At 66.6% G+C, this 23,132-nt stretch carries 17 protein-coding genes; 12 read left to right on the plus strand and 5 right to left on the minus strand.

Features of this window, described 5'->3' with window-relative positions:
• Positions 1-28: 28 nt before the first annotated feature.
• Both DIE03_RS01130 and DIE03_RS01135 read left to right on the plus strand, forming a co-directional pair.
• Positions 29-1,495, plus strand: a complete 1,467-nt coding sequence (locus tag DIE03_RS01130; protein WP_034185827.1) for a flippase — start codon at positions 29-31, stop codon at positions 1,493-1,495.
• Positions 1,492-3,957, plus strand: a complete 2,466-nt coding sequence (locus DIE03_RS01135; protein ID WP_185658073.1) for a glycosyltransferase family 4 protein — start codon at positions 1,492-1,494, stop codon at positions 3,955-3,957. The genes DIE03_RS01130 and DIE03_RS01135 overlap by 4 nt, the downstream gene beginning before the upstream one ends.
• A gap of 364 nt (positions 3,958-4,321) precedes the next feature.
• On the opposite strand, the gene DIE03_RS01140 is transcribed toward DIE03_RS01135, so the two are convergent.
• The gene (locus tag DIE03_RS01140) at positions 4,322-5,500 is read right to left on the minus strand and encodes an acyltransferase (RefSeq protein WP_124446658.1); all 1,179 of its coding nucleotides are present in this window, start codon (positions 5,498-5,500) and stop codon (positions 4,322-4,324) included.
• Between the two features lie 217 nt (positions 5,501-5,717).
• Here DIE03_RS01140 and DIE03_RS38095 point away from each other — a divergent pair, with 217 nt between their 5' ends.
• Positions 5,718-5,861, plus strand: a complete 144-nt coding sequence (locus tag DIE03_RS38095) for a hypothetical protein (RefSeq protein ID WP_006479318.1) — start codon at positions 5,718-5,720, stop codon at positions 5,859-5,861.
• A 229-nt stretch (positions 5,862-6,090) separates the two neighbouring features.
• A complete protein-coding gene (gene galU, locus DIE03_RS01150; protein ID WP_085041520.1) occupies positions 6,091-6,978 on the plus strand; it encodes a UTP--glucose-1-phosphate uridylyltransferase GalU in 888 nt (295 codons plus the stop codon).
• 305 nt (positions 6,979-7,283) lie between these two features.
• Here the strand turns inward: galU and DIE03_RS01155 are convergent, their stop codons facing one another.
• The gene (locus DIE03_RS01155) at positions 7,284-8,402 is read right to left on the minus strand and encodes an acyltransferase (protein WP_124446662.1); all 1,119 of its coding nucleotides are present in this window, start codon (positions 8,400-8,402) and stop codon (positions 7,284-7,286) included.
• Between the two features lie 554 nt (positions 8,403-8,956).
• On the opposite strand from DIE03_RS01155, the gene DIE03_RS01170 reads away from it, so the two are divergent.
• Positions 8,957-9,406: an HU family DNA-binding protein gene (locus DIE03_RS01170; RefSeq protein WP_034185832.1), complete on the plus strand. Its 450-nt coding sequence runs from the start codon at positions 8,957-8,959 to the stop codon at positions 9,404-9,406.
• 265 nt (positions 9,407-9,671) lie between these two features.
• Positions 9,672-10,463 carry an AadA family aminoglycoside 3''-O-nucleotidyltransferase gene (locus DIE03_RS01175; protein ID WP_409364403.1) on the plus strand — a complete coding sequence of 264 codons (792 nt, stop codon included), beginning with the start codon at positions 9,672-9,674 and terminating at the stop codon, positions 10,461-10,463.
• Between the two features lie 63 nt (positions 10,464-10,526).
• Here DIE03_RS01175 and DIE03_RS01180 read toward each other — a convergent pair whose 3' ends face one another.
• The 3 genes from DIE03_RS01180 to DIE03_RS38610 form a co-directional block, all read right to left on the minus strand.
• Positions 10,527-11,000 carry a VOC family protein gene (locus DIE03_RS01180; protein WP_124447263.1) on the minus strand — a complete coding sequence of 158 codons (474 nt, stop codon included), beginning with the start codon at positions 10,998-11,000 and terminating at the stop codon, positions 10,527-10,529.
• 382 nt (positions 11,001-11,382) lie between these two features.
• Positions 11,383-12,540 carry a porin gene (locus tag DIE03_RS38605; RefSeq protein ID WP_124446668.1) on the minus strand — a complete coding sequence of 386 codons (1,158 nt, stop codon included), beginning with the start codon at positions 12,538-12,540 and terminating at the stop codon, positions 11,383-11,385.
• Positions 12,541-12,933: 393 nt separating this feature from the next.
• Positions 12,934-13,878: a YihY/virulence factor BrkB family protein gene (locus DIE03_RS38610; RefSeq protein ID WP_124446670.1), complete on the minus strand. Its 945-nt coding sequence runs from the start codon at positions 13,876-13,878 to the stop codon at positions 12,934-12,936.
• A gap of 142 nt (positions 13,879-14,020) precedes the next feature.
• Between DIE03_RS38610 and fdnG the strand changes: the two genes are divergently transcribed.
• The 6 genes from fdnG to selB all read left to right on the plus strand — a co-directional run bounded on the left by fdnG (position 14,021) and on the right by selB (position 23,120).
• Positions 14,021-17,092 (plus strand): formate dehydrogenase-N subunit alpha, encoded by a 3,072-nt coding sequence (fdnG, locus tag DIE03_RS01200; protein ID WP_148092898.1) that lies wholly within the window; start codon positions 14,021-14,023, stop codon positions 17,090-17,092.
• Positions 17,093-17,102: 10 nt separating this feature from the next.
• Positions 17,103-18,017, plus strand: coding sequence for a formate dehydrogenase subunit beta (gene fdxH / locus DIE03_RS01205; RefSeq protein ID WP_059783956.1), 915 nt, complete (start codon positions 17,103-17,105; stop codon positions 18,015-18,017).
• On the plus strand, positions 18,014-18,640 hold the full coding sequence (locus DIE03_RS01210) for a formate dehydrogenase subunit gamma (protein ID WP_034205142.1): 627 nt from the start codon (positions 18,014-18,016) through the stop codon (positions 18,638-18,640). The genes fdxH and DIE03_RS01210 overlap by 4 nt, the downstream gene beginning before the upstream one ends.
• Positions 18,641-18,747: 107 nt before the next feature.
• Complete coding sequence (gene fdhE, locus DIE03_RS01215; protein WP_185658074.1) at positions 18,748-19,683, plus strand: formate dehydrogenase accessory protein FdhE; 936 nt, start codon at positions 18,748-18,750, stop codon at positions 19,681-19,683.
• Between the two features lie 75 nt (positions 19,684-19,758).
• Complete coding sequence (gene selA, locus DIE03_RS01220; protein WP_124446676.1) at positions 19,759-21,198, plus strand: L-seryl-tRNA(Sec) selenium transferase; 1,440 nt, start codon at positions 19,759-19,761, stop codon at positions 21,196-21,198.
• Entirely contained in the window at positions 21,195-23,120 is a 1,926-nt protein-coding gene (gene selB, locus DIE03_RS01225) for a selenocysteine-specific translation elongation factor (protein WP_124446678.1), read from the plus strand. The genes selA and selB overlap by 4 nt, the downstream gene beginning before the upstream one ends.
• The last annotated feature ends 12 nt before the right edge of the window (positions 23,121-23,132 follow it).

Genomic DNA, 23,132 nt, shown 5'->3' on the forward strand with positions numbered 1-23,132 from the left:
CGTCGTCGCTGTCACTCAAGGCATGAGCATGGACAAAGGCATTCTAAAGAACGTTTCGATCAACTTCATCGGGCTGATCCTGCCGACCTTCGTGTCGCTGGTGACGGTGCCCGCCTACATCCACGCGCTCGGCGTCGAGCGTTATGGCGTCGTCAGCCTCGTGTGGACGCTGATCGGCTATTTCGGGATCCTCGATCTCGGGATGAGCATGGCCGCGCAGAACCACATCTCGAAGGCGCTCGCGAGCGGCAACGCCGACGAAAGCGCGCGCGTGTTCTGGAGCGCGTTCTGGCTGAATCTCGGCACCGGCATCGTCGGCGGGCTGCTGATCTATTTCGGCGCGTTCGTCTACACCGCGTACTTCACGAAGGTCTCGGCCGCGATGCAGCACGAGGTGTATCTCGCGCTGCCGTGGCTCGCGCTCGCGATTCCGCTCGCGAACGTGTCGTGGGTGTTCGCCGGCGCGATCAACGGCGCCGAACGGTTCGGCGTGTTCAACACGAACCAGACGATCGGTACGTTCCTGTTCCAGCTGCTGCCGCTCGGCGCCGCGTGGTGGATCGCGCCGAACCTGCAGACGGTGCTCGCGGCGGCCGTCGTCGCGCGCCTGATCGCGGCGGTGATGCTCGGCCAGGCCAGCATCAAGGTGCTCGGGATCCGGCGCATCGATCCGCCGCAGTGGGGCACCGCGAAAGGGCTGTTCAACTTCGGCGGCTGGATGCTGATCGCGAGCACGACGAGCATGATCGCCGACACGCTCGATCGCGTGATGCTCGGCGCCGGCATGGGCGCGAAGTTCGTCACCTACTACACGGTGCCGCAGAACCTCGTCACGCGCCTGAACATGCTGCCGAACGCGCTCGTGCGCACGCTGTTTCCGCGCCTGTCGGCGGTGGGTCGCGATCACGCCGACACGCTCGCGCGGCAGTCGCTCGAATTCCTGAACGGCGTGTTCACGCCGGTCGGCATCGTCGCGATCTTCGCGCTCGCGCCGTTCCTCACGCTGTGGGTCGGCGCCGATCTCGCCGCGCATTCGGCGCCGGTCGGCCGCGTGCTGGTGATCAGCGTGTGGCTCGTCGGCCAGGCGAGCGTGACGCGGATCCTGATCCAGTCGCAGGTCAATCCGGCCCGCGCGGCATTCGCCGGGCTCGTCGAGATGCCGTTCTTCGTCGGCGGCCTGTGGTTCGGCATTCATCACTTCGGGCTGATCGGCGCGGCGGTGGTCGTCGCGGCGCGCGCGCTCGTCGACTACGGCGTGCTGCTGTACCTGTCGGCGATCCGGATGCGCGCGATCGTGCTCGACATGCTCGCGCACCTCGCGTTCCTGCTGGCGAGCCTGTTCCTGGCGCAGGCCTGGCCGGGGCTCGGCGAGTCGATCGGCATGTGCGCGGTCGTGCTGGTGCTGAACGTCGCGTGGTCGCTCACGATGACGCCGGGGCTGCGCGCACTCGTGCGCGACCTGTTTGTCCGTCTCAATGCGAGGAAAACCGTATGAATCGCGATCTGGCGGAACACGCCGTCCTGAATCTCGCCACGGCCGATGCCGCCGTGGCCCACCCGGGCGACGCCGCCGCGCTGCACCGCGCGGTGCCGGCCGAGCGCGCCAGCGCGCGGCAGCCGTCCCGCGCGCTGCGCGTGGCGATCGTCCACGACTGGCTCGTCACCTATGCGGGCGCCGAGCGCGTGCTCGAACAGATCGTCGCGTGCTTTCCCGACGCCGATTTGTTCAGCCTCGTCGATTTCCTCGACGACCGCGCGTTCGTGCGCGGCAAGCCGGTGACGACGTCGTTCATCCAGAAGCTGCCGTTCGCGCGCACCAAATACCGCAGCTACCTGCCGCTGATGCCGCTCGCGATCGAGCAGCTCGACGTGTCCGAGTACGACCTCGTGATCTCGAGCAGCCACGCGGTCGCGAAGGGCGTACTGACGGGGCCGGACCAGGTGCACATCAGCTACGTGCATTCGCCGATCCGCTATGCGTGGGACCTGCAGCACCAGTATCTGGAACAGTCGAACCTCACGCACGGGCCGAAATCGCTGCTCGCGCGGATGATCCTGCATTACATCCGCAACTGGGACACGCGCACCGCGAACGCGGTGGACGGCTTCGTTGCCAACTCCGCGTTCATCGCGCGGCGCATCAAGAAGGTCTACCACCGCGACGCGGCGGTGATCTTCCCGCCGGTCGACGTCGACGCATTTTCGCTGAACGCCGAGAAGGACGATTTCTACCTGACCGCGTCGCGGATGGTGCCGTACAAGAAGATCGACCTGATCGTCGAAGCCTTCTCGCGCACGCCCGAGCGCAAGCTCGTCGTGATCGGCGACGGCCCGGAGATGCAGAAGATCCGCGCGAAGGCCGGCCCGAACGTCGAGATCATGGGCTACCAGCCGTTCGCGGTGCTGCACGACCGGATGCGGCGCGCGAAGGCGTTCGTGTTTGCGGCCGAGGAGGATTTCGGGATCTCGGTCGTCGAGGCGCAGGCGTGCGGCACGCCGGTGATCGCGTACGGCAAGGGCGGCGCGCTCGAAACCGTGCTCGACCCGCAATCGGACCTGAACCCGACCGGGCTGTTCTTCGACGAACAGACGCCGCACGCGATCGTCGCGGCCGTCGACGATTTCGAGCGCGCGCCGCAGCGCTTCACGCCGGCCGCCTGCCGCACGAACGCGGAGCGGTTTTCCGCCGATACGTTCCGGCGGCGCTTCCTCGACTATGTAGAGGAAGCGCTGCCCGGCTCGACGGCGCAGCGCGGCACGGCGATCGCGCCGATGCCGGCCGCGCGCGGCCCGGCGACGCTCGTGCTCGACCAGAGCGGCGTGCTCGGCGGCGCCGAGCTGTCGCTGCTCGAGATCATGAAGCACATGCGCGCGAACGCCGACGTGCTGCTGTTCGACGACGGCCCGTTCCGCGCGGCGCTCGACGAGATCGGCGCGCGCGTCGACGTGGTCGACCAGGGTGCGCTCGCGGGCGTGCGCAAGCAGGGCGGCGTGTCGCTCGGCGCGGTGAAGCAGATCGTGCGGCTGGTGCGCGATGTCGCGCGCCGCGCACGCCGTGCCGAAGTAATCTACGCGAACACGCAGCGCGCGATGGTGGTCGCCGCGCTGGCCGGACGGCTCGCGCGCAAGCCGGTGGTCTGGCACCTGCGCGACATCGTCAGCACCGACCATTTCGGCAGCAAGCAGTTGCTGGCGATTAAGTACTGCTCGCGGCTCGGCGTCACGCGCGTGATCGCGAACTCCGACGCATCCGCGCAGGCGTTCCGCACGCTGACGGGCTTCACGCCGCAGCACGTCGACGTCGTGTTCAACGGGATTTCGGCCGAGCCGTTCGACGCGCTGGAAGGCGTCAGCCAGGCCGCGCTGCGCACGCGCCTCGGGTTGCCCGAGAACGCATGGCTCGTCGGTTCGTTCAGCCGGCTCGCGCGCTGGAAGGGGCAGCACGTGCTGCTGGAAGCCGCCGCACGGCATCCCGACATGCACGTGGTGCTGGTCGGCGCGCCGTTGTTCGGCGAGGACGAATACGCGGCGCAGCTGCACGAATACGTCGCGCGGCACGGGATGGACGAGCGCGTGCATTTCCTCGGCTTCCAGCGCGACGTGGCCGCCTGCATGACGGCGGTCGACGTCGTCGCGCATACGTCGATCACGCCGGAGCCGTTCGGGCGCGTGATCGTCGAAGGGATGCTCGCGCGCCGGCCGGTCGTCGCGGCCCGCGCGGGCGGCGTCGTCGAGATCATCGAGGACGGCGACAACGGGCTGCTCTGCGAGCCGGGCGACGCGACCGCGCTGGCCGGCGCGCTCGACAGGCTGAAGCGTGACGGTGCGCTGCGCGCGCGGCTCGTCGCGAGCGGACGCGCGACGGCGGTGCGCCGGTTCGGCACCGAGACCTATGTGGAGCGCGTCGAGAAGATCCTCTCGGATACGGCGAAAGCCGCGAAGGCGAAGAAGCGGTAGCCGCAGCCGGCGTGCGCCGGCGGGAAACGGGCCCTCATGCGGCGTTGCGCTGCGTGGGGGCTTTGCTTTTCGGGGAGTCTGGTTCGGCGGACGCGTGGCGGGCGGGGGGCTTGCGAGGTGCGGGAGGGGGCGGGGTGCGAGATCGTCTGATCGCGTTTCGATGGCGATCGTGAAGCGGCAACCCGCGCGGGGGCAGTCGCGTGGCGGAAACCGGCCGTGGACGGCCCAACACGTGCCGTGGCGCGGCCGGACGGCAGCGGGCTGCCCATCCCCGTGCCATCCGGCATGCAACCGCGTGCCGGCCATGCAAAAGCCCCCGCACGGCGACACGCCGCACGGGGGCTTCGACATCCTGCCAACCGCGTCAGGCGGCCTGTTCGGGCGCCGGCGCGACGACGCGGGCCGGGCGCGTCGGCTTGAAGCTGGCCGACCACATCATCGCCGGCCGTTCGAACATCCGGTAGAACAGGTACGCGACCGGGATCGCGACGGCCATGAACGCGAACGACGGCCAGATCGACAGTTGCAGTTCGGAGTGGAACAGCACCGAGCCGAGGCAGACGAACAGCGGCAGGTGGACGAGGTACAGCGAGTAGCTGAAGTCGCCGAACCAGCTCAGCACGCGCAGCGGCGGCGTCGGGCGCGGCGGGCGGGCGAGCGCGCGGTACAGGAAGCACGCGAAGCCGGCCGACCACAGCTGGAATGCACCGTACTGGCCGAAATGGAACGCGCCGCAGCCGGCGGCCAGCAGCACGGCGGCCGCCACGTACCACGCACGCGACGGCACGGGGGCGGCCGCGCCGCGCGCCTGCTGCGCACGCACGTCGGCGATCCACGCGCCGATCGTCCAGGACAGCCAGTACGACGTAAAGAACTGCAGGTCGTGTCGTTCGAGCAACCATGCCGACGCGACGTTGACGATCGCAATCGCGGCCACGACGGCCGGCATGCCGATGCGTCGGCGCAGCGCGAACAGCAGCGGGTAGATCGCGTAGAACTGCACCTCGAGCGACAGCGTCCACAGCGCGCCGTTCGACCCGTATGTATAGCCGGCCACGCCTTGGAGCGAGAACAGGTTCACGAGGAACGCGAGGACGCCGACGTCGCGGATCTTGTGGCTGACGGGCTCGATCTGCAGGCTGACGGAGTCGAGCGCGAGCGTGAACAGCAGCGCGGCGAGCAGCACCGGGTAGATGCGCGCGAACCGGCGTATCCAGAAGTTCGGCGCGTCGAGCCGGTACGCGGGGTTGGCCGCGAGCTTGAGCGCCGCGTTGCGATGGATGCAGTAGCCGCTGATCACGAAGAAGATCGGCACGCCGGCGGAGCCCCACGCGAACGGGAAGGTCAGGTAGCCGGCGATCACGCCCGGGTTCAGGGCATGGCCGTAAGCCTGATGGAAGCTCTGCATGCCGACCCAGACGACCTGCCGGCAGTGGAAGTAGGCGACGAGCAGCGCCGCGAAGCCGCGCATCGCGTCGATCACGTGTTCCTTGTGATCGGCGGCCGGCGGCGCGGTCAGAGACGATCCGCTGAAAGCTTGCATGCGATTCGATTCCTTGCGACGGATGGAGGGGAAGTTTCATCCAATCGTAATGCGCAAGAATTCGATCAATGAATAAAAAAATCTCGCCCGGAAATAACGGTATTCCACATGATGGTTGTGTCGCGGTCTGAAAGCGGTTCCGCCGGCGCTTCAATTATTTGCCGATTTTTTTCTGATAGTTTGAAGCTCCAGTTGATTGATGCAAAGGAGCGGCAAGATGGACATGCATTGGATCGCGAGCGCAGCAGTACTGCTGGTCATGGCCGTGTTGTCGGCGTACCGCGAGGCGCTGAAGAACGAACCGATTCGCCCGGGTCTCGAACGGGGCGGCGTGCCCTATATCGAGGAATTCGAATCGTAAGAATTTGTATCCGGAAAATCGGTAATTTGTTTCTGCCTCGGCACTCGGTCCGGCAATATCGACCGAATGGAAGGGATTATATTTTTTTCGGAATAATTGGGCAATCGTCCATATCGATAATGAGCGGAGTGGAATTGGCAGTACCGTCGATTCTCGATATGCCGTTCGGAACACAATCGCGCCGGGTCGCTGGTCGACGCGGCGCAGTCAACGCAATCAGGATGCGAACATGTTGAAAGTCACCAAGGCCGTGTTCCCCGTTGCCGGACTCGGCACGCGGTTCCTCCCGGCAACGAAGGCGAGCCCGAAGGAGATGTTGCCCGTCGTCGACAAGCCGCTGATTCAGTACGCGGTCGAGGAAGCGATCAACGCCGGTATCACCGAGATGATCTTCGTCACCGGGCGCAGCAAGCGCGCGATCGAGGATCACTTCGACAAGTCGTACGAGATCGAGGCCGAACTCGAGGCGCGCGGCAAGGAAAAGCTGCTGGAACTCGTGCGCGGCATCAAGCCGAGCAACGTCAACTGCTTCTACGTGCGCCAGCCGGAAGCGCTCGGCCTCGGCCATGCGGTGCTGTGCGCGGAGAAGCTCGTGCACGGCGAGCCGTTCGCGGTGATCCTCGCCGACGACCTGTTGCACGGCGAACAGCCGGTGCTCAAGCAGCTCGTCGACGTGTTCGACCACTATCACAGCTCGGTGATCGGCGTCGAGACGATCGCGCGCGAGGACAGCCGCTCGTACGGCGTCGTCGAAGGCCGCGAATGGGAAGAGGACGTCATCAAGCTGTCGGGCATCATCGAGAAGCCCGCGCCCGAGGATGCGCCGTCGAATCTCGGCGTGGTCGGCCGCTACGTGTTCATGCCGACGATCTTCGATCATCTGCGCAAGCTCAAGCCGGGCGCCGGCGGCGAGCTGCAGCTGACCGATGCGGTCCAGTCGCTGCTCGCGAACGAGCAGGTGCTCGCGTATCGCTACTTCGGCACGCGCTTCGACTGCGGCAGCAAGATCGGCTATCTCAAGGCAACTGTCGAACTCGCGCTCCAGCATCCGGAAGTGGCCCGCGAATTCGAGGCATACCTGCGTACCTGCTTGCCCGCGCTGGCTGCTGTCGCATAAGCGGCTGCGCGCTTCGTTGTTTCAGGTGGTGGTTGTTCCGTTGGCCCCGGCCGCTCAGGCGCCGGGGCTTTTTTGCATCTGCGGCGTGCGCGATCGTGGTGCGCGCCGCCGGTGTGTCGTGCCTGAAACCGGTGCCGACGCGCCGGCCCGCACGCATGTTTCGGCGGTTTCGTCGGCGTGACGCAGGTTGACGTGCGGGCCGGCGCCGGGCAGCTCGGTGCCGCGCGATGAAGTCGCGCCGCTCGTCGAGTAGCGCGAAATGGGCGTTGCCTTTCCTTCGGATCGGGGGCGCTTGCGCGTGACGTTCAGCGCGGCGACGTGCTCGGCTGCGCGGCGAAGTGCCGGGCGAGCATCGTGGCGATCGGCTTCTTGAAGTCGAGCAGCCGCTTTTCGAGGTAGCGCCAGGACAGGTGCGCAAGCAGCACGGCGAGCGCGAATTGCAGCATCTCGGGCAGCGCTTCGCGGACGAATTCCGGTATCGGCACGTGCGCGAAGGATGCGGGCAGCACGCCGAAGCGCGTCGGAATCAGGTTGTGGAACAGGTAGAAGCCATAGCTGATCGTGCCGAGATAGACGAGCGGCCCCCAGTCGAGCAGCGCGACGACCGGATGCTCGGGTTCGCTGACGATCCACAGCATCAGCGCGCCGAGCGACGCGGACAGGCCGAGATCCGCGAGCCCCGCGACCGCGTCGGGCAACGCCGTGCACGCGGGCAGTGCAAGGAAGAACACGACGCCTGCCGCGCCGAGCCAGCCGGGCGGAACGCGGCGTAAGGCGGACGCGCCGCGATCCGCGAGCGCCATCGCACCGACGCCGCCGAGCGCGATCAGTGCGAAATTCCACGGGGAAAACGCGTAGATCAGCACCGGCGACGCATCGGACAGATAGAGCGCGAGATGCGCGACCGCGCACAGCGCGATGGCCGCGATGCCGAGCGCGACGTGTCGCGCGGCAGGCACCGCGAGCAGCGCGAGCGGCGCGATCAGATAGAACTGCTGTTCAACCGCGAGGCTCCAGAAGTGCGACGTGGAGCCTGGCCAGCCGTCCTTGACGACGCCGATCCAGTAATTCGACAGGAACACCGCGTGCCACGCGAGCCCGAGATTGACGCCGCGCTGGTAGAACAGCGCATGCGCGATCGCGAGCGCGGCGAGCAGCAGGTAGTACACGGGAAAGATCCGCAGCGCGCGCTTCGCGAGGAACAGCGCGAACGCGTGACGGCGCGTCATGGTGCCGCATTCGACGGCCTGGCGATTGCGATGCAGTTCGCCGACGATCAGGAATCCGCTGATGAGGAAAAACGTCCACACACCAAGCTTGCCGACGTCGACGGCAAGGACGTGGCCCTTGTGGGACAGGAAAACGAGGATGACGGCGAGGGCTCGCAGGCCGTCGAGTCCTTTGACGTATCTGGCTTCGCGCATGGAGGCATCCGGGCATTGAGCGAGCCCAGTATAGGTGCGCAAATATCGAACGTAATTCACGTTCGGGCTCGTTTGGACGTATACGTGAAGGCGTTTTTCGATGTGAGGGCCTGTTTACGCATGGAACGCACATGCGAATGCCCGAAATCGCTCGCAGGGCAAGGAGTGAGGAGCGCCGTTTGGCCGAGCCAAACAAGCGACGAGCGACGCCGCCATGCGGGCGATTTCGGGCATTCCCGTGGAATGTATTTTTAAAATTTGGGGTTGCCACGAGAACGGCCGCTCGCTGCGTTGCGCTCCTTGCGAATACGTCCAGTATTCGCAGCGTCGCGCGCCTTGCGAGCGGCCGTTCTCGTGGCAACGCATGTGCGTTCCATGCGTAAACAGGCCCTCATGCGCCGACGAAGTCGGTCGCGCGCAACAAAACCTGCGGGAAACCCCGCGAAAACGCATAAAAGTACTGCACGAAGCGTCAAGGCGCTTGTAGAATCCGGCGTTGAAGCGCGCGCGTTGCACGCTTCGTGTATCCAACGACCACACCTAGTAGGAGAAACATGGCGACTTCCGCAAAAAAGGTGGCCAAGAAGGCTGCCGCACCGGCCACCAAGAAAGTGGCTGCCAAAAAGGCTGCGCCCGCGAAGAAAGTAGTGGCCAAGAAGGCTGTCGCGAAGGCAGCACCGGCTGCTCCGACGCCGCTGAAGGACAAGTTCACGAAGGCATCGCTCGCAACGCACATCGCTGAGCGCGCAGCTGTCGAAGTGAAGGCGGTCAAGGCAGTGCTCGCCGCTCTCGAGAACGTCGTGCTGGGCTCGGTCCACAAGAAGGGCGCAGGCGAATTCACGCTGCCGGGCCTGCTGAAGATCACGGCACAAGTCGTGCCGGCGAAGAAGAAGCGCTTCGGCAAGGACCCGTTCTCGGGCGAAGAGCGTTGGTTCCCGGCGAAGCCGGCCAGCGTGCGCGTGAAGGCACGTGCGCTGAAGAAGCTGAAGGACGCGGCAGCGTAGTGCCGCGCAACGACTGCCGAATGCATGTCGGCAGCCGTTGCGGAGTCCTGCGATCCCCGTACGCGAAAGCGTGCGGGGATTTTTATTGCGCTGCGCAAATCGCGCGGCAGCGAAGCGGTGCAGCGTAGGCGATGTCCGGCTCGATGCGTGCCGTGAAGCGAATGACGCGTCGCGCCCGCGCGATGCCGAACGGCAGCCCTCGTTCGCGCCGCCGGATGTTTCCGCACGCGCGGATCGTTCTCGCCGGACCTGTTGCGAGCGCATCGTGATGGATTGCATTCCCGTCGACATCGCCGCGCAGGTGGCCGCCGCGCGCACGACGATCGAGCGGCATCTCGGCGCCACGCTGGAAGCCATCCACCTGTTCGGATCGGCGCTCGACGGCGGATTGAAACCGCGCAGCGACATCGACCTGCTGGTGACGGTGACGGCGCGACCCGGCAAAGCGGTACGCCATGTGTTGATGCGCGATCTCCTCGCCGTGTCGGCGCGGCCTGATGGCGCAGGCGGCATGCGCGCACTGGAAGTCACCGTCGTCGCGCACGACGACGTGGTGCCGTGGCGTCATCCTGCGCGGCGCGAACTGCAGTTCGGCGAGTGGTTGCGCCGCGATCTCGACGCCGGCATCGTCGAACCGCCGCGCGTCGATCACGATCTGGCCATCCGGTTGACGAAGGCGCGGCAGCACAGCATCGCGCTGGTCGGGCCATCCGCGGCCGCGCTGTTCGAGCCGGTGCCCGCGCGCGATTTCGTCGCCGCGCTGCTCGATACCGTTGCGCAATGGAATGGCGAGCCGGACTGGCGCGGCGACGAGTGCAACGTGGTGCTCGCGCTCGCGCGCATCTGGTACAGCGCCGCGACCGGTTCGATCGCGCCCAAGGACGTCGCAGCCGCATGGGTGCTGGCGCGCCTGCCGGATGCGTATCGACCGGTGGTGGCAGCCGCGCGCGACGCCTATCTCGACGACGACGCGGGCGCGGCCATCCTGTCCGGCGAACCGCTCGCCGCCTTCATCGGCTACGCGCGGCGAACCGTCGAATCGATGCTGCGGGTATAGCGGCAGATGCCTGGCGCGTGACCGGCGCACGGTCATGCATGCGCGGCGGCGCGACGTGCATCGTCAGCTCGTCGTGCCCGCAAAGGCAGCCTTCAGTGCGGCGTCGTCGAACTTGACCATCTGCATCATCGCCGCGGCCACGCGCGCTGCCTTGACCGGGTCGCGGTCGGCCATCATCGGGATGAGCGCTTCCGGGACGATCTGCCACGACACGCCGTAGCGATCCCTCAGCCAGCCGCAGGCGTCGGCCGTGCCGCCGTTGTCGAGCAGGGCGTTCCAGTAGCGGTCGAGTTCCGCCTGGTCGGCGCAACTGACCAGCAGCGAGATCGTGTGGTTGAACGTCTCCGTGCGCGGGTGGCTCATTGCGAAGAACGTTTGCCCGAACAGCTCGAATTCGACCATCCGCGTGCCGTCGGTGCCGGGTACGGCCGTGACGCGCACGATGCGCGAATCCGGAAAGATGCCTGCATAGAAGGCCGCTGCTTCTTCGGCTTCGGTCGAATACCAGAGAAAAGGCGTGATCTTCTGAATCGTCATGGCGAATCTCCTGTGTGTTTTGGGGCGACGCGCGAACCGCGTGCCGCCATCGATACGACGGATGACGGTTGCCGAAATCGACACGCGCCGGCACATGGCCGTCGCACCGGAGGACCGGCGCCGGCAGTGCGGATGGTAATCGCTCGGCGGACGGATGGCGACCGGCGCACCGCAAATGCTGTTTCCGGCGCTTTGCGGTCGCCAGGTGCTGATTCCAGCCGGTCGGCGTGCATCGGGCTCGGGTTCGCGGTGCCGGCCCGTGCAGGCGCTGCCGGCACGCGGGAGACGGACGAAAAAAAGCCAGTCGCGGCCGAAACCGGGACTGGCTTTCCAGGTCGGCGGCAAGGCGTCGGAGACGCCGTGCACGCCGGAAACGTACTTCTTAGAACTTGTGGCGCAGGCCGAGAGCGACCAGTTCGGCCGAGCTCTTGCCGGCGTAGCCGTACGAGCCGATCGAAGCTTGCGCGTTCTGCTGAACGCCGTCGACGAGCTGCGTGCCGCTTGCGTGCTGGTATGCGCCGACCAGGTAGACGTCCGTGCGCTTCGACAGCGAGTAGTCCGCGCCCAGCGAAACCTGGTGGTACTTCGCGGTCGTGTCGCCGCTCGACTTCGTGTACGAGTAGCCGAGGCCCAGCAGCAGCGGCGGCGTGACTTGATACGTCACGAAGCCGCGGCCCGTGTTGTACTTCTCGGTCGAACCGAAGCCCGACGATGCGTCCGGCTTGTATTGCGCGTTGCTGTAGCCGAGGCCGACGGTGACCGGGCCGATTGCGTACTGACCTGCAACCTGTGCGATCGCGATCGACTTCGCCGTCACGTAACCCGAGTTGATCGGGCCGTCGATGATGTTGTCCGACGTCGTCGAACCCCAGCCCGAGCGGATGCCAGCAGCCGTCGGCGTCGGGTTGTTCGCGTAGAAGTAGCCAGCTGCAACGCCGACCGGGCCGTTGTTGTAGGCAGCTGCGACCGACCACGTCTGGCCTGCGCCCGTCTTGCCTGCGACGCCGCCGAGGGCGTACATGCCTTCAGCCTGGAAACCGGCGATCACCGGCGACGTGTACTTGATTGCGTTGCTGACGCGCAGGCTGTTGTCGTTGTTGTCGACGTCACCCGGCGTGGCGAACGTGCTGCCGAAGTAGTTGTCAGCCGTGACTGCCTGGACCAGGTCGACGATCGGGTCGTACTGGCGGCCGAGCGTCAGCGTGCCGTACTGGGCGCTTTCGAGGCCGACGAATGCCTGACGACCGAACATGCGGCCGCCTTGGCCCAGTCGGCCGGTGCCCGGATCAAAACCGTTTTCCAACTGGAAGATTGCCTTCAGGCCACCGCCGAGGTCCTCTGCGCCCTTCAGGCCGAAGCGGCTGCCTTGCAGGTTGCCCGACAGCATTTGCCACGAGTTGTTGGCCTGGCCGTCATTGCCGTGCACCCAGGCAATCGACGTATCGATCACGCCGTACAGCGTCACGCTCGATTGAGCGTGTGCAGCGCCAGCGGCGCCCAGCAGGGCGAGCGAGAGGGTCGAGAGAGCAAGTTTCTTCATCGTTGAGTTTCTCCACGCAAGTGATTCATCGTTATTTGTTGCGGATTGGAGAATAGCTCAGTGCCATCGACGCAAGAAAGCTTAAAAAATAAAGTGTCTCGAAAAGGTAACAGCGGGAAAAAGTCCATATATATCAAGCACATCAACGACTGTTCCGGTTTTTGAAATAGTTGACAATTGCTGCGATGCGATTGTTTCAGAAGTTGACGCGCAATGCGGCAGGTCGCCTGTTTTGCCGGGTTCTGGTGCGGAAACGGAGTCGTGCAAACGTTTGCGATTGCAGCTACGTACGCGCAGGCATGCAAGATGCATGTCAACGCCGCGCAAACGCGCGGCGGACAGCGTGGCTGCAAAGGGGCGGGCGGATGTGCGGGGGATTTGCGGTCGGGAAAATCAATCGCCGCGCGAGTGGTCGTTGCCCGGACCGGGTCGAGGTTGGGGTTGTACGGACGTAGCCGGCGCGGTGCCGGCCGGCCGGTGCGCATTGCCGCGCGCCGCCGCGAACTCCGCGCCGAGCAGCAGCACGATCGCGGAGAAGTACAGCCACATCAACAGGACCGCGAACGATCCGGCCGCGCCGAATGCGCTGGCCGTGCCCGCATGCGCGAGGTACAGCGCGAACAGCTTCTTGCCGCCGGAGAACAGGATCGCGGACACGATGCCGCCGATCGCGGCGTCGCGCCACGCGACACGTGCGTCGGGCAGGAACTTCATCAGCGAGGCGAACGCCGCCGCGAGCACCGCGATGCCGACGAAGAACTGCACGAGGTTCGTGACGACCACGTACGGCGAATTGCCGAGCAGCCAGGTGCCGACGAACGTGATCGCGGTGTCGAGCACGAGCGACACGATCAGCAGGAACGCGACGCCGAGCACGAGCCCGAACGAGATCAGCCGCACGCGCACGAGCCCGAGCATGCTCGACCAGCGGTTCTCGGTGGCCGGCCAGATCACGCTGAGCGCGGCGCTGAGCGACGCGAACGTGGCCGACGCGCCGATCGCGAGCGCGGCGAACGAGATCAGCGTGGCGAGGCCGCCGCGCTGGCCCGCGCGGTGCGCGTTCTGCACGATCGTCTGGATGCTGGCCGCCGCGTCGTCGCCGATCAGCTGGTGTGCCTGCTCGAATACCTGGCCGCGCGCGGCATCGTCGCCGTAGAACCAGCCGGCCACCGCGATCACCATCACGAGCATCGGCGCGAGCGAGAACGCGGAGAAAAACGCGATGCCGGCGGCCATCGCGGAGCAGCGGTCGGACGAGAAGCGCTTGAACGCGGTGAGGGCCCAGTTGGCCTGTTGCTGGGCAAGACGGGTTGCTTCGGAAGTGATCTGTCGTTTCATGACGGGTCGGTTGCGCGCGGAACGCGGATCATCGTGGGTAATCAGACAATTCGATATTGATCCGAGGATTCGAACATAGTTGCGCGAACTGTCTATAATTCCTTTCAGTTTCCTCACCCCCACAATAACGCCGAGACCAGCCATGCTACAAATGTCCCGGCGCCAGTTCCTGAAGGTGACGGCCACGTCGCTTGCCGGATCGAGTCTTGCCCTGATGGGCTTTTCTCCGTCCGAAGCGCTGGCCGAGGTCCGACAGTACAAACTGGCGCGCACAGTCGAAACGCGCAACACCTGTCCTTACTGTTCAGTGGGTTGCGGCATCCTGATGTACAGCCTCGGAGACGGCGCGAAGAACGCCCAGCCGAGCATCATCCACATCGAGGGCGACCCCGACCATCCCGTCAATCGCGGCACGCTGTGCCCGAAGGGCGCGAGCCTGATCGACTTCATCCACAGCCCGAACCGCCTGACGCACCCCGAGTATCGTGCGCCCGGCTCGGACAAGTGGGAACCGATTTCGTGGAACGACGCGCTCGACCGCATCGCGAAGCTGATGAAGGCCGACCGCGACGCGAACTTCGTCGAGACGGCCGAAGACGGCTCGAAGGTCAACCGCTGGCTCACGACCGGCATGCTGGCCGCGTCGGCCGGCAGCAACGAAGTCGGGTACCTGACGCACAAGACTGTCCGCAGTCTTGGCATGCTCGCATTCGACAATCAGGCGCGTGTCTGACATGGCCCGACGGTGGCAGGTCTTGCCCCGACGTTTGGCCGTGGAGCGATGACGAACCATTGGGTCGACATCAAGAACGCGGACGTGATTCTCGTGATGGGCGGCAATGCAGCCGAGGCCCATCCGTGCGGTTTCAAGTGGGTAACGGAGGCGAAGGCGCACCGCAAGGCGCGGCTGATCGTTGTCGACCCGCGCTTCACGCGTACGGCCTCGGTGGCCGATTACTACGCGCCGATCCGCACCGGCACCGACATCGTCTTCCTGGGCGGCGTCATCAACTATCTGCTGACGAACGACAAGATCCAGCACGAGTACGTGAAGAACTACACGGACTTCTCGTTCATCGTGCGCGAGGATTTCGCGTTCAACGACGGCATCTATTCCGGCTATGACGCGGAGAAGCACGCGTATCCGGACAAATCGAGCTGGGACTACGAGCGCGGCGAAGACGGCTTCGTGAAGGTCGACCCGACGCTGCAGCATCCGCGTTGCGTGTACAACCTGCTGAAGCAGCACTACGCGCGCTATACGGCGGACATGGTCCAGCAGACGTGCGGCACGCCGAAGGAGAAGTTCCTGAAGGTGTGCGAAATGCTCGCAACGACGGCCGTGCCCGGCCGTGCCGGCACGATCCTGTACGCGCTCGGCTGGACGCACCACTCGGTCGGCGCGCAGATGATCCGCACCGGCGCGATGGTGCAGCTGCTGCTCGGCAACATCGGCATCGCTGGCGGCGGGATGAACGCGCTGCGCGGGCACTCGAACATCCAGGGGTTGACCGACCTCGGGCTGATGTCGAACCTGCTGCCGGGCTACATGACGCTGCCGATGCAGTCCGAGCAGGATTTCGACGCTTACATCAAGAAGCGCGTGCAGCTGCCGCTGCGGCCGAACCAGTTGAGCTACTGGAAGAACTACAAGGCGTTCCACGTCAGCTTCATGAAGTCGTGGTGGGGCGATGCGGCGACCGCCGAGAACAACTGGGGCTACGACTACCTGCCGAAGCTGGACAAGCAGTACGACCTGCTGCAGGTGATCGAGCTGATGAATGCCGGCAAGATGAACGGCTACATCTGCCAGGGCTTCAACCCGCTGGCGGCGGCGCCGTCGAAGGTGAAGACGGCGGCCGGTCTCGCGAAGCTGAAGTGGCTCGTGATCATGGATCCGCTCGCGACCGAGACGTCCGAGTTCTGGAAGCATCACGGCGACTACAACGACGTCGACGCGTCGAAGATCCAGACCGAGGTGTTCCGTCTGCCGACCACGTGCTTCGCGGAGGAAAACGGTTCGCTCGTGAGTTCGAGCCGCGTGTTGCAGTGGCACTGGAAGGGCGCGGAGCCGCCGGGCGAGGCGAAGAGCGATCTCGAGATCATGTCGGGGCTGTTCCTGCGCATGCGCAAGATGTACCAGGCGGACGGCGGCAAGTATCCGGACCCGATCGTGAACCTGACGTGGCCGTACGCGAACCCGGAAAGCCCGACGCCCGAAGAGCTGGCAATGGAGTTCAACGGGCGTGCGCTCGCCGATCTGCCCGACCCGAAGGACCCGGCCAAGACGCTCGTGAAGAAGGGCGAGCAGCTCGCCGCGTTCGCGCAGCTGAAGGACGACGGCACGACCGCGAGCGGCTGCTGGATCTTCTGCGGTGCGTGGACGCAGGCCGGCAACCAGATGGGGCGGCGCGACAACTCCGACCCGACCGGCATCGGCCAGACGCTGAACTGGGCGTGGGCGTGGCCGGCGAACCGGCGGATCCTGTACAACCGCGCGTCGTGCGACGTCGCCGGCAAGCCGTTCGACCCGACCCGCAAGCTGATCGGCTGGAACGGCAGCGCATGGAAGGGCGCCGACGTGCCGGACTTCAAGGCGGACGAAGCGCCCGAAAACGGGATGGGGCCGTTCATCATGAACCCGGAAGGCGTGGCGCGCTTCTTCGCGCGTGCGGGGATGAACGAAGGTCCGTTCCCCGAGCACTACGAGCCGTTCGAGACGCCGCTCGACGCGAACCCGCTGCACCCGAACAACCCGCAGGCGCTGAACAACCCGGCTGCGCGCGTGTTCGCGGACGACCGTGCGTCGTTCGGCAAGGCGGCGGAGTTCCCGCACGTGGCGACGACGTACCGGCTGACCGAGCATTTCCACTACTGGACCAAGCATGCGCGGCTGAACGCGATCATCCAGCCCGAGCAATTCGTCGAGATCGGCGAAGACCTCGCGAAGGAAGTCGGCGTCGCGCATGGCGAGCACGTGAAGGTGTCGTCCAAGCGCGGCTACATCATCGCGGTCGCCCTCGTCACGAAGCGGATCAAGCCGCTGACGATCGACGGCAAGAAGGTCCAGACGGTCGGCGTCCCGTTGCACTGGGGCTTCAAGGGTCTGACGAAGCCCGGCTATCTCGCCAATACCCTGACTCCGTCCGTGGGTGACGGCAACTCGTACACACCGGAATTCAAGTCGTTCCTGGTGAAGGTCGAAAAGGCGTAAGGGGAAAGAGATGGCATTGCAATCGCTGGATATCAAGCGCGTCTCGGCCACCACGACGCCACCGCCCACGGTGCGCGAACCGGTGACCGGGAGCGTCGCGAAGCTGATCGACGTATCGAAGTGCATCGGCTGCAAGGCGTGCCAGACGGCATGCATGGAGTGGAACGACCTGCGCGACGAGGTCGGCACCAACGTCGGCGTGTACGACAACCCGGCCGACCTGACCGAGCATTCGTGGACGGTCATGCGGTTCTCCGAATACGAGAACCCGGCGGGCGACCTCGAGTGGCTGATCCGCAAGGACGGCTGCATGCACTGCGAGGATCCGGGCTGCCTGAAGGCGTGTCCGTCGCCGGGTGCGATCGTGCAGTACAACAACGGGATCGTCGATTTCCACGAGGAGAACTGCATCGGTTGCGGCTACTGCGTGACCGGCTGCCCGTTCAACGTTCCGCGGATCTCGAAGAAGGATCATCGCGCGTACAAGTGCACGCTCTGTTCCGATCGCGTCGCGGTCGGCCAGGAACCGGCCTGCGTGAAGACCTGCCCGACGGGCGCGATCGTGTTCGGCACCAAGGAGGACATGAAGCAGCACGCGGCCGAGCGGATCGAGGACCTGAAGGAGCGCGGCTTCGAGCATGCGGGGCTGTACGACCCGCAGGGCGTCGGCGGCACGCACGTGATGTATGTGCTGCACCACGCGGACAAACCGTCGCTGTACCACGGGCTGCCCGACAACCCGTCGATCAGCCCGATGGTGAAGCTGTGGAAGGGGATCGCGAAACCGCTCGCGGTCGCGGGCCTCGCGCTGACCGCGCTGGCCGGGTTCTTCCACTACACGCGGGTCGGGCCGAACGAGGTCACCGACGACGAGGAAGCTGCCGCGCGCGACGAGGCGCGACGCATCAAGGAGGACGCGAAATGAGCCACGACGACCCCAACCTGATCGTCCGCTACACGCCGAACGAGCGCACGAACCACTGGATCACCGCGATCACGTTCGTGCTGCTCGCGTTGTCCGGGCTCGCGCTGTTCCACCCGTCGATGTTCTGGCTGACCGCGCTTTTCGGCGGCGGCCAGTGGACGCGGATCCTGCACCCGTTCGTCGGCCTCGTGATGTTCGTGTCGTTCGCGATCCTCGTGGTGCGCTTCTGGCACCACAACGCGCTCGACGCGGACGATCGGCAGTGGCTGAAGCAGATCGGCGACGTGCTGACCAACCAGGAAGACAAGCTGCCGCCGGTCGGGCGCTATAACGCCGGGCAGAAGCTGCTATTCTTTACGTTGGTGGCGTGCCTGCTGCTGCTCCTGCTGTCGGGAGTCGTGATCTGGCGGCGCTACTTCTCGTTCTACTTCCCGATCGGGGTGATCCGCGCGGCCGCTGTCGTGCATGCCGTGGCGGCCTTCGTGCTGATCGCGAGCATCATCGTGCACATTTACGCGGCGTTGTGGGTGAAGGGCTCGATCGGCGCGATGGTGCGTGGCACCGTCACGCTGGGCTGGGCCCGCAAGCATCACCCGAAGTGGTTCCGTGAAAGCGTGAAATAACGCACCGGAGCGGGGCGGCTCGCCAGTTGCGGCGGCCGTTCCGCCAACCGCCGGAATCGCCCGAAAGCGCCGATTCGTCGGCGCTTGGTTTTTTGGAAGATATATTTGTGACACAACGCATTCTCGAACCGACCGAGATCTCGGCACTCGATCATTCGGCCATTCCGCGCTTTCGCCTGCCGGAGCGCGCCACCGCGTTCGCGGCGCGCGCCGCGCGGCTGCGCAAGCTTGCCGACCTGAACCCGATCAGCGGCTACCTGCGGCTGATGGCCACCGTCGCCGACGCGCAGCACGCGACGCTGCAGACGCTGGAGCTGCCGCTGCCGTCGCAGGAAGCGATCGCACGCGCGCAGCAGCATTCGATGCCGCTCGTGCCGGCGCTCGACGGCGAGCGCGATGCGCGCTGGCGCGCCGTGCTGTACGAACTGCTCGACCGCGTCGAAGGCGCCGGGCTCGTCAACCCGCAGCTCGCGAAACTGCTCGACCGGCTGCGCCTGATGGCGCCGGCCGAACTCGATGCGCAGGCCGACGCGATCCTCGCGCTGCGCTTCGCCGAAGTCGACCCGGCTACCGCGCCGTTCCTGATGGCGGCGCTGCAGGTGGCCTGGACGGACCTCGCGAGCCGCGTGACGCCGACCGACGTCCCGTATCTCGACCAGCCGGGGCTGTGCCCCGTGTGCGGCACGCATCCGGTCGCGAGCGTCGTGCGGGTCGGCGGCCCGTACCAGGGCTACCGTTTCCTGCAATGCGGGCTGTGCACGACCGAGTGGCACATGGTGCGCACGAAGTGCTCGCACTGCGATTCGACGAAGGGCATCGCGTATCACGGCATCGAGGGCGGCAGCGAAGCCGTCAAGGCCGAATCGTGCGACGAGTGCAAGACCTATCGCAAGATCGGTTATCAGGACAAGGACTACGAGTTCGAGCCGCTCGCGGACGATCTCGCGAGTCTCACGCTCGACCTGCTCATGAACGAGGCCGGCTACCAGCGCAGTTCGCCGAACCCGCTGCTGTGGCCGGACGTCGCGCGGGAAGCGGACTGACGGCACGGGGCCGGTGGCGGTGCGCGAGCGCCGGCGCCGGCCGACTGCGACGCATGAGACTGGAGCCACAACTACGTGACCGAACCGGGTGTGAATGAATTGAATGCGGTACTGGCGCGCGTGCCGTCCGTCGAGCGCGTGCTGTCGTCGGCGCCGTTGCAACCTCTGATCGCGGACTATGGCCGCACGCGCGTGTTGAACGCCGTGCGCGCCGAACTGGAGCGCTGGCGCACCGCCGCCCAGCACGATCCGGCCACGGCCGAGCCGCTCGACGAGCCGCGCATCGCCGCCGCCATCGCGCGCACGCTGGCCGCGCAGAGCACGGGCGCCGTGCGTGCCGTGTTCAACCTGACCGGTACCGTGCTGCACACGAATCTCGGGCGTGCGCTGTTGCCCGACGACGCGGTGCGCGCGGTGGTCGACGCGCTCACGCGGCCCGTCAACCTCGAATTCGATCTCGCCACGGGCCGCCGCGGCGATCGTGACGACCTGATCGACGCTCTGCTGTGCGAACTGACGGGCGCGGAAGCCGCGACCGTCGTCAACAACAATGCGGCGGCCGTGCTGCTGACGCTGTCGGCGCTCGCGACGAAGCGGGAAGTGATCGTGTCTCGCGGCGAGCTGGTCGAGATCGGCGGCGCATTCCGCATTCCCGACATCATGAGCCGTGCCGGCGCGAAGCTGCGCGAGGTCGGCACGACCAACCGCACGCATCTGCGCGACTACGCGGACGCGATCGGCCCGCGCACGGCGCTGCTGATGAAGGTGCACTGCAGCAACTATGCGATCAGCGGCTTCACGAAGGAGGCGACGCTCGCCGAACTCGCGCCGCTCGCGCGCGAGCGCGGCGTGCCGGTTGCCGTCGATCTCGGCAGCGGCACGCTCGCCGACCTGACGCAATGGGGCCTGCCGCACGAGACGACCGTGCAGGAAACCGTCGCCGCCGGCGCAAACGTTGTCACGTTCAGCGGCGACAAGCTGCTCGGCGGGCCGCAGGCCGGCCTGATCGTCGGCGATCGCGTGCTGATCGCGAAGATCAAGAAGCATCCGCTCAAGCGCGCGCTGCGCGTCGGCAAGCTGACGCTCGCGGCGCTCGAACCCGTGCTGCGCCTGTACCAGTCGCCCGAATTCCTGCGCGACCGGCTCACGACGCTGCGCCTGCTGACGCGGCCGCAGCGCGAGATCGCCGAGGCCGCCGAACGCGTGCGTCCGGCGCTGCAGGCGGCGCTCGGCAGCGATTTCGACGTGACGGTCGAGCCGATGTTCAGCCAGATCGGCAGCGGCGCGCTGCCGGTCGATCAACTGCCGAGCGCCGGGCTCGTCGTGCGCACGGCGGACGGCAAGCGCGGCGGCCGCGCGCTCGCACAGCTCGAGAAGCGTCTGCGCGAATGGCCGCGCCCGGTGATCGGGCGCATCGCCGACAACGCGCTGCGGCTTGACCTGCGCTGCCTCGAAGCCGCCGACGAAGCGGCACTCGTCGCACAATGCGCGCCGCTGGCGGGGCCCGCTGCATGATCGTCGGGACCGCGGGGCACATCGACCACGGCAAGACGACGCTGGCGCGCGCGCTGACGGGCGTCGATACCGACCGCCTGAAGGAAGAGAAGGCGCGCGGCATCTCGATCGAGCTCGGTTATGCCTATACGCCGCTCGACAACGGCGACGTGCTTGGCCTGATCGACGTGCCGGGACACGAGAAGCTGATTCATACGATGGCGGCCGGCGCGTGCGGGATCGACTTCGCGCTGCTCGTGATCGCCGCCGACGACGGCGTGATGCCGCAGACGCGCGAGCATCTCGCGATCCTGCAGCTGCTCGGTGTCGCGCATGGCGCCGTCGCGCTGACCAAATGCGATCGCGTCGATGCCGCGCGCGTGGCCGAGGTGCGCGACGAGATCGCCGCGTGGCTGCACGATTCCACGCTGGCCGGCGTGCCGATCTTCGAAACGCGGGCGACCGTCGCAGACGATCCGGGTGTCGCCGCGCTGAAGCAGCATCTGGCCGACGCGGCGATCGCGTGGCGCGCGCGCCGCGACGACGGGCTGTTCCGGCTCGCGGTCGATCGCGTGTTCACGCTCGCGGGGCAGGGCACGGTCGTGACGGGTACCGCGTTCGCGGGCCGCGTCGCGACGGGCGACACGCTCGCGATCGTGCGTACCGGCGGCGCGGCCCGCGTGCGCAGCATCCATGCGCAGAACCGGCCGGTCGAGGCCGGCCGAGCGGGCGAGCGTTGCGCGCTGAACCTGGCCGGTGTCGACAAGGCCGACGTCGAGCGCGGCGATACCGTCGCCGATGCGCGGCTCGTCGCGACGTCGCCGCGTCTCGACGTCGAGCTGACGTTGCTCGCGGACGCCGGGCTGACATTGACGCACTGGGCGCCGCTGCACGTGCATCTCGGCACGCTGCATCGCGTCGCCCATGTCGCGCTGCTCGACGGCGATACGCTCGCGGCCGGCCAGCGGATGCGCGTGCAACTGGTGTTCGACGAACCGGTGTTCGCGCTGCCGGGCGACCGGTTCATCGTCCGCAATCCGCAGGCGACGCGCACCGTCGGCGGCGGCCGCGTGCTCGATCCGTTCGGGCCGGCCCGCAAGCGCCGTACGCCTGCCCGCCGCGCGTGGCTCGATGCGCTGGCCGCGTGGCTCGACGAAGGGCGCCTCGATGCGCTGCTCACGCAGGCGCCGCTCGGCATTCCGCGCACGACGCTCACGCATCTGACGGGGTTCGCGCCGAATGCGCTGGCGTTGCCGGAAGACGCGCTGGCGATCGGGCAGCGCGACGCCGCCTCGAACGATGGCGCGGTGATTTCGCAGGCGCACTGGCGTGCGCTGCAGGCGCGGGCGATCGAGACGCTGCGCACGTATCACGAACGCATGCCCGACGAGCAGGGGCTCGACGCCGCACGCCTGCGGCGGATGGCTGCGCCGCTGGTTGGCGACGCGCTATGGCGTGCGCTCGTCGATGCGCTGGTGGCGGGCGGCGAGGTCGCGCGCAGCGGGCCGTGGCTGCATCTGCCGTCGCATTCGGTGAGCCTGGAGCCGCGGGAGGAAACGCTGGCGCAGCAACTATTGCCGCTGATTCATGCGGGGCGTTTCGATCCACCGTGGGTGCGCGATCTGGCGCGCGACACGGGCGCGGCCGAGGACGCGGTGCGCACGCTGTTGCGCAAGCTCGCGCGGCGCGGCGACGTGCATCAGGTCGTGCGCGACCTGTTCTATCACGCGGACGTCATGCGCGAGCTGGCGGAGCTGGTCGCGCATCTCGCCCCGTCGCGCGGCGGCGGACTCGATGCCGCGACGTTCCGCGACGCGACGGGGCTCGGCCGCAAGCGCGCGATCCAGATTCTCGAGTTCTTCGATCGGGTTGGGTATACTCGCTTCCACCGCGATCTTCACTACCTGCGGCCTGACAGCGGTTGGGTGGGTATTCAGGCGTAGGCGCTCGTTGTT

Source organism: Burkholderia sp. Bp8992 (genome assembly GCF_003853705.1).
Classification (GTDB): domain Bacteria; phylum Pseudomonadota; class Gammaproteobacteria; order Burkholderiales; family Burkholderiaceae; genus Burkholderia.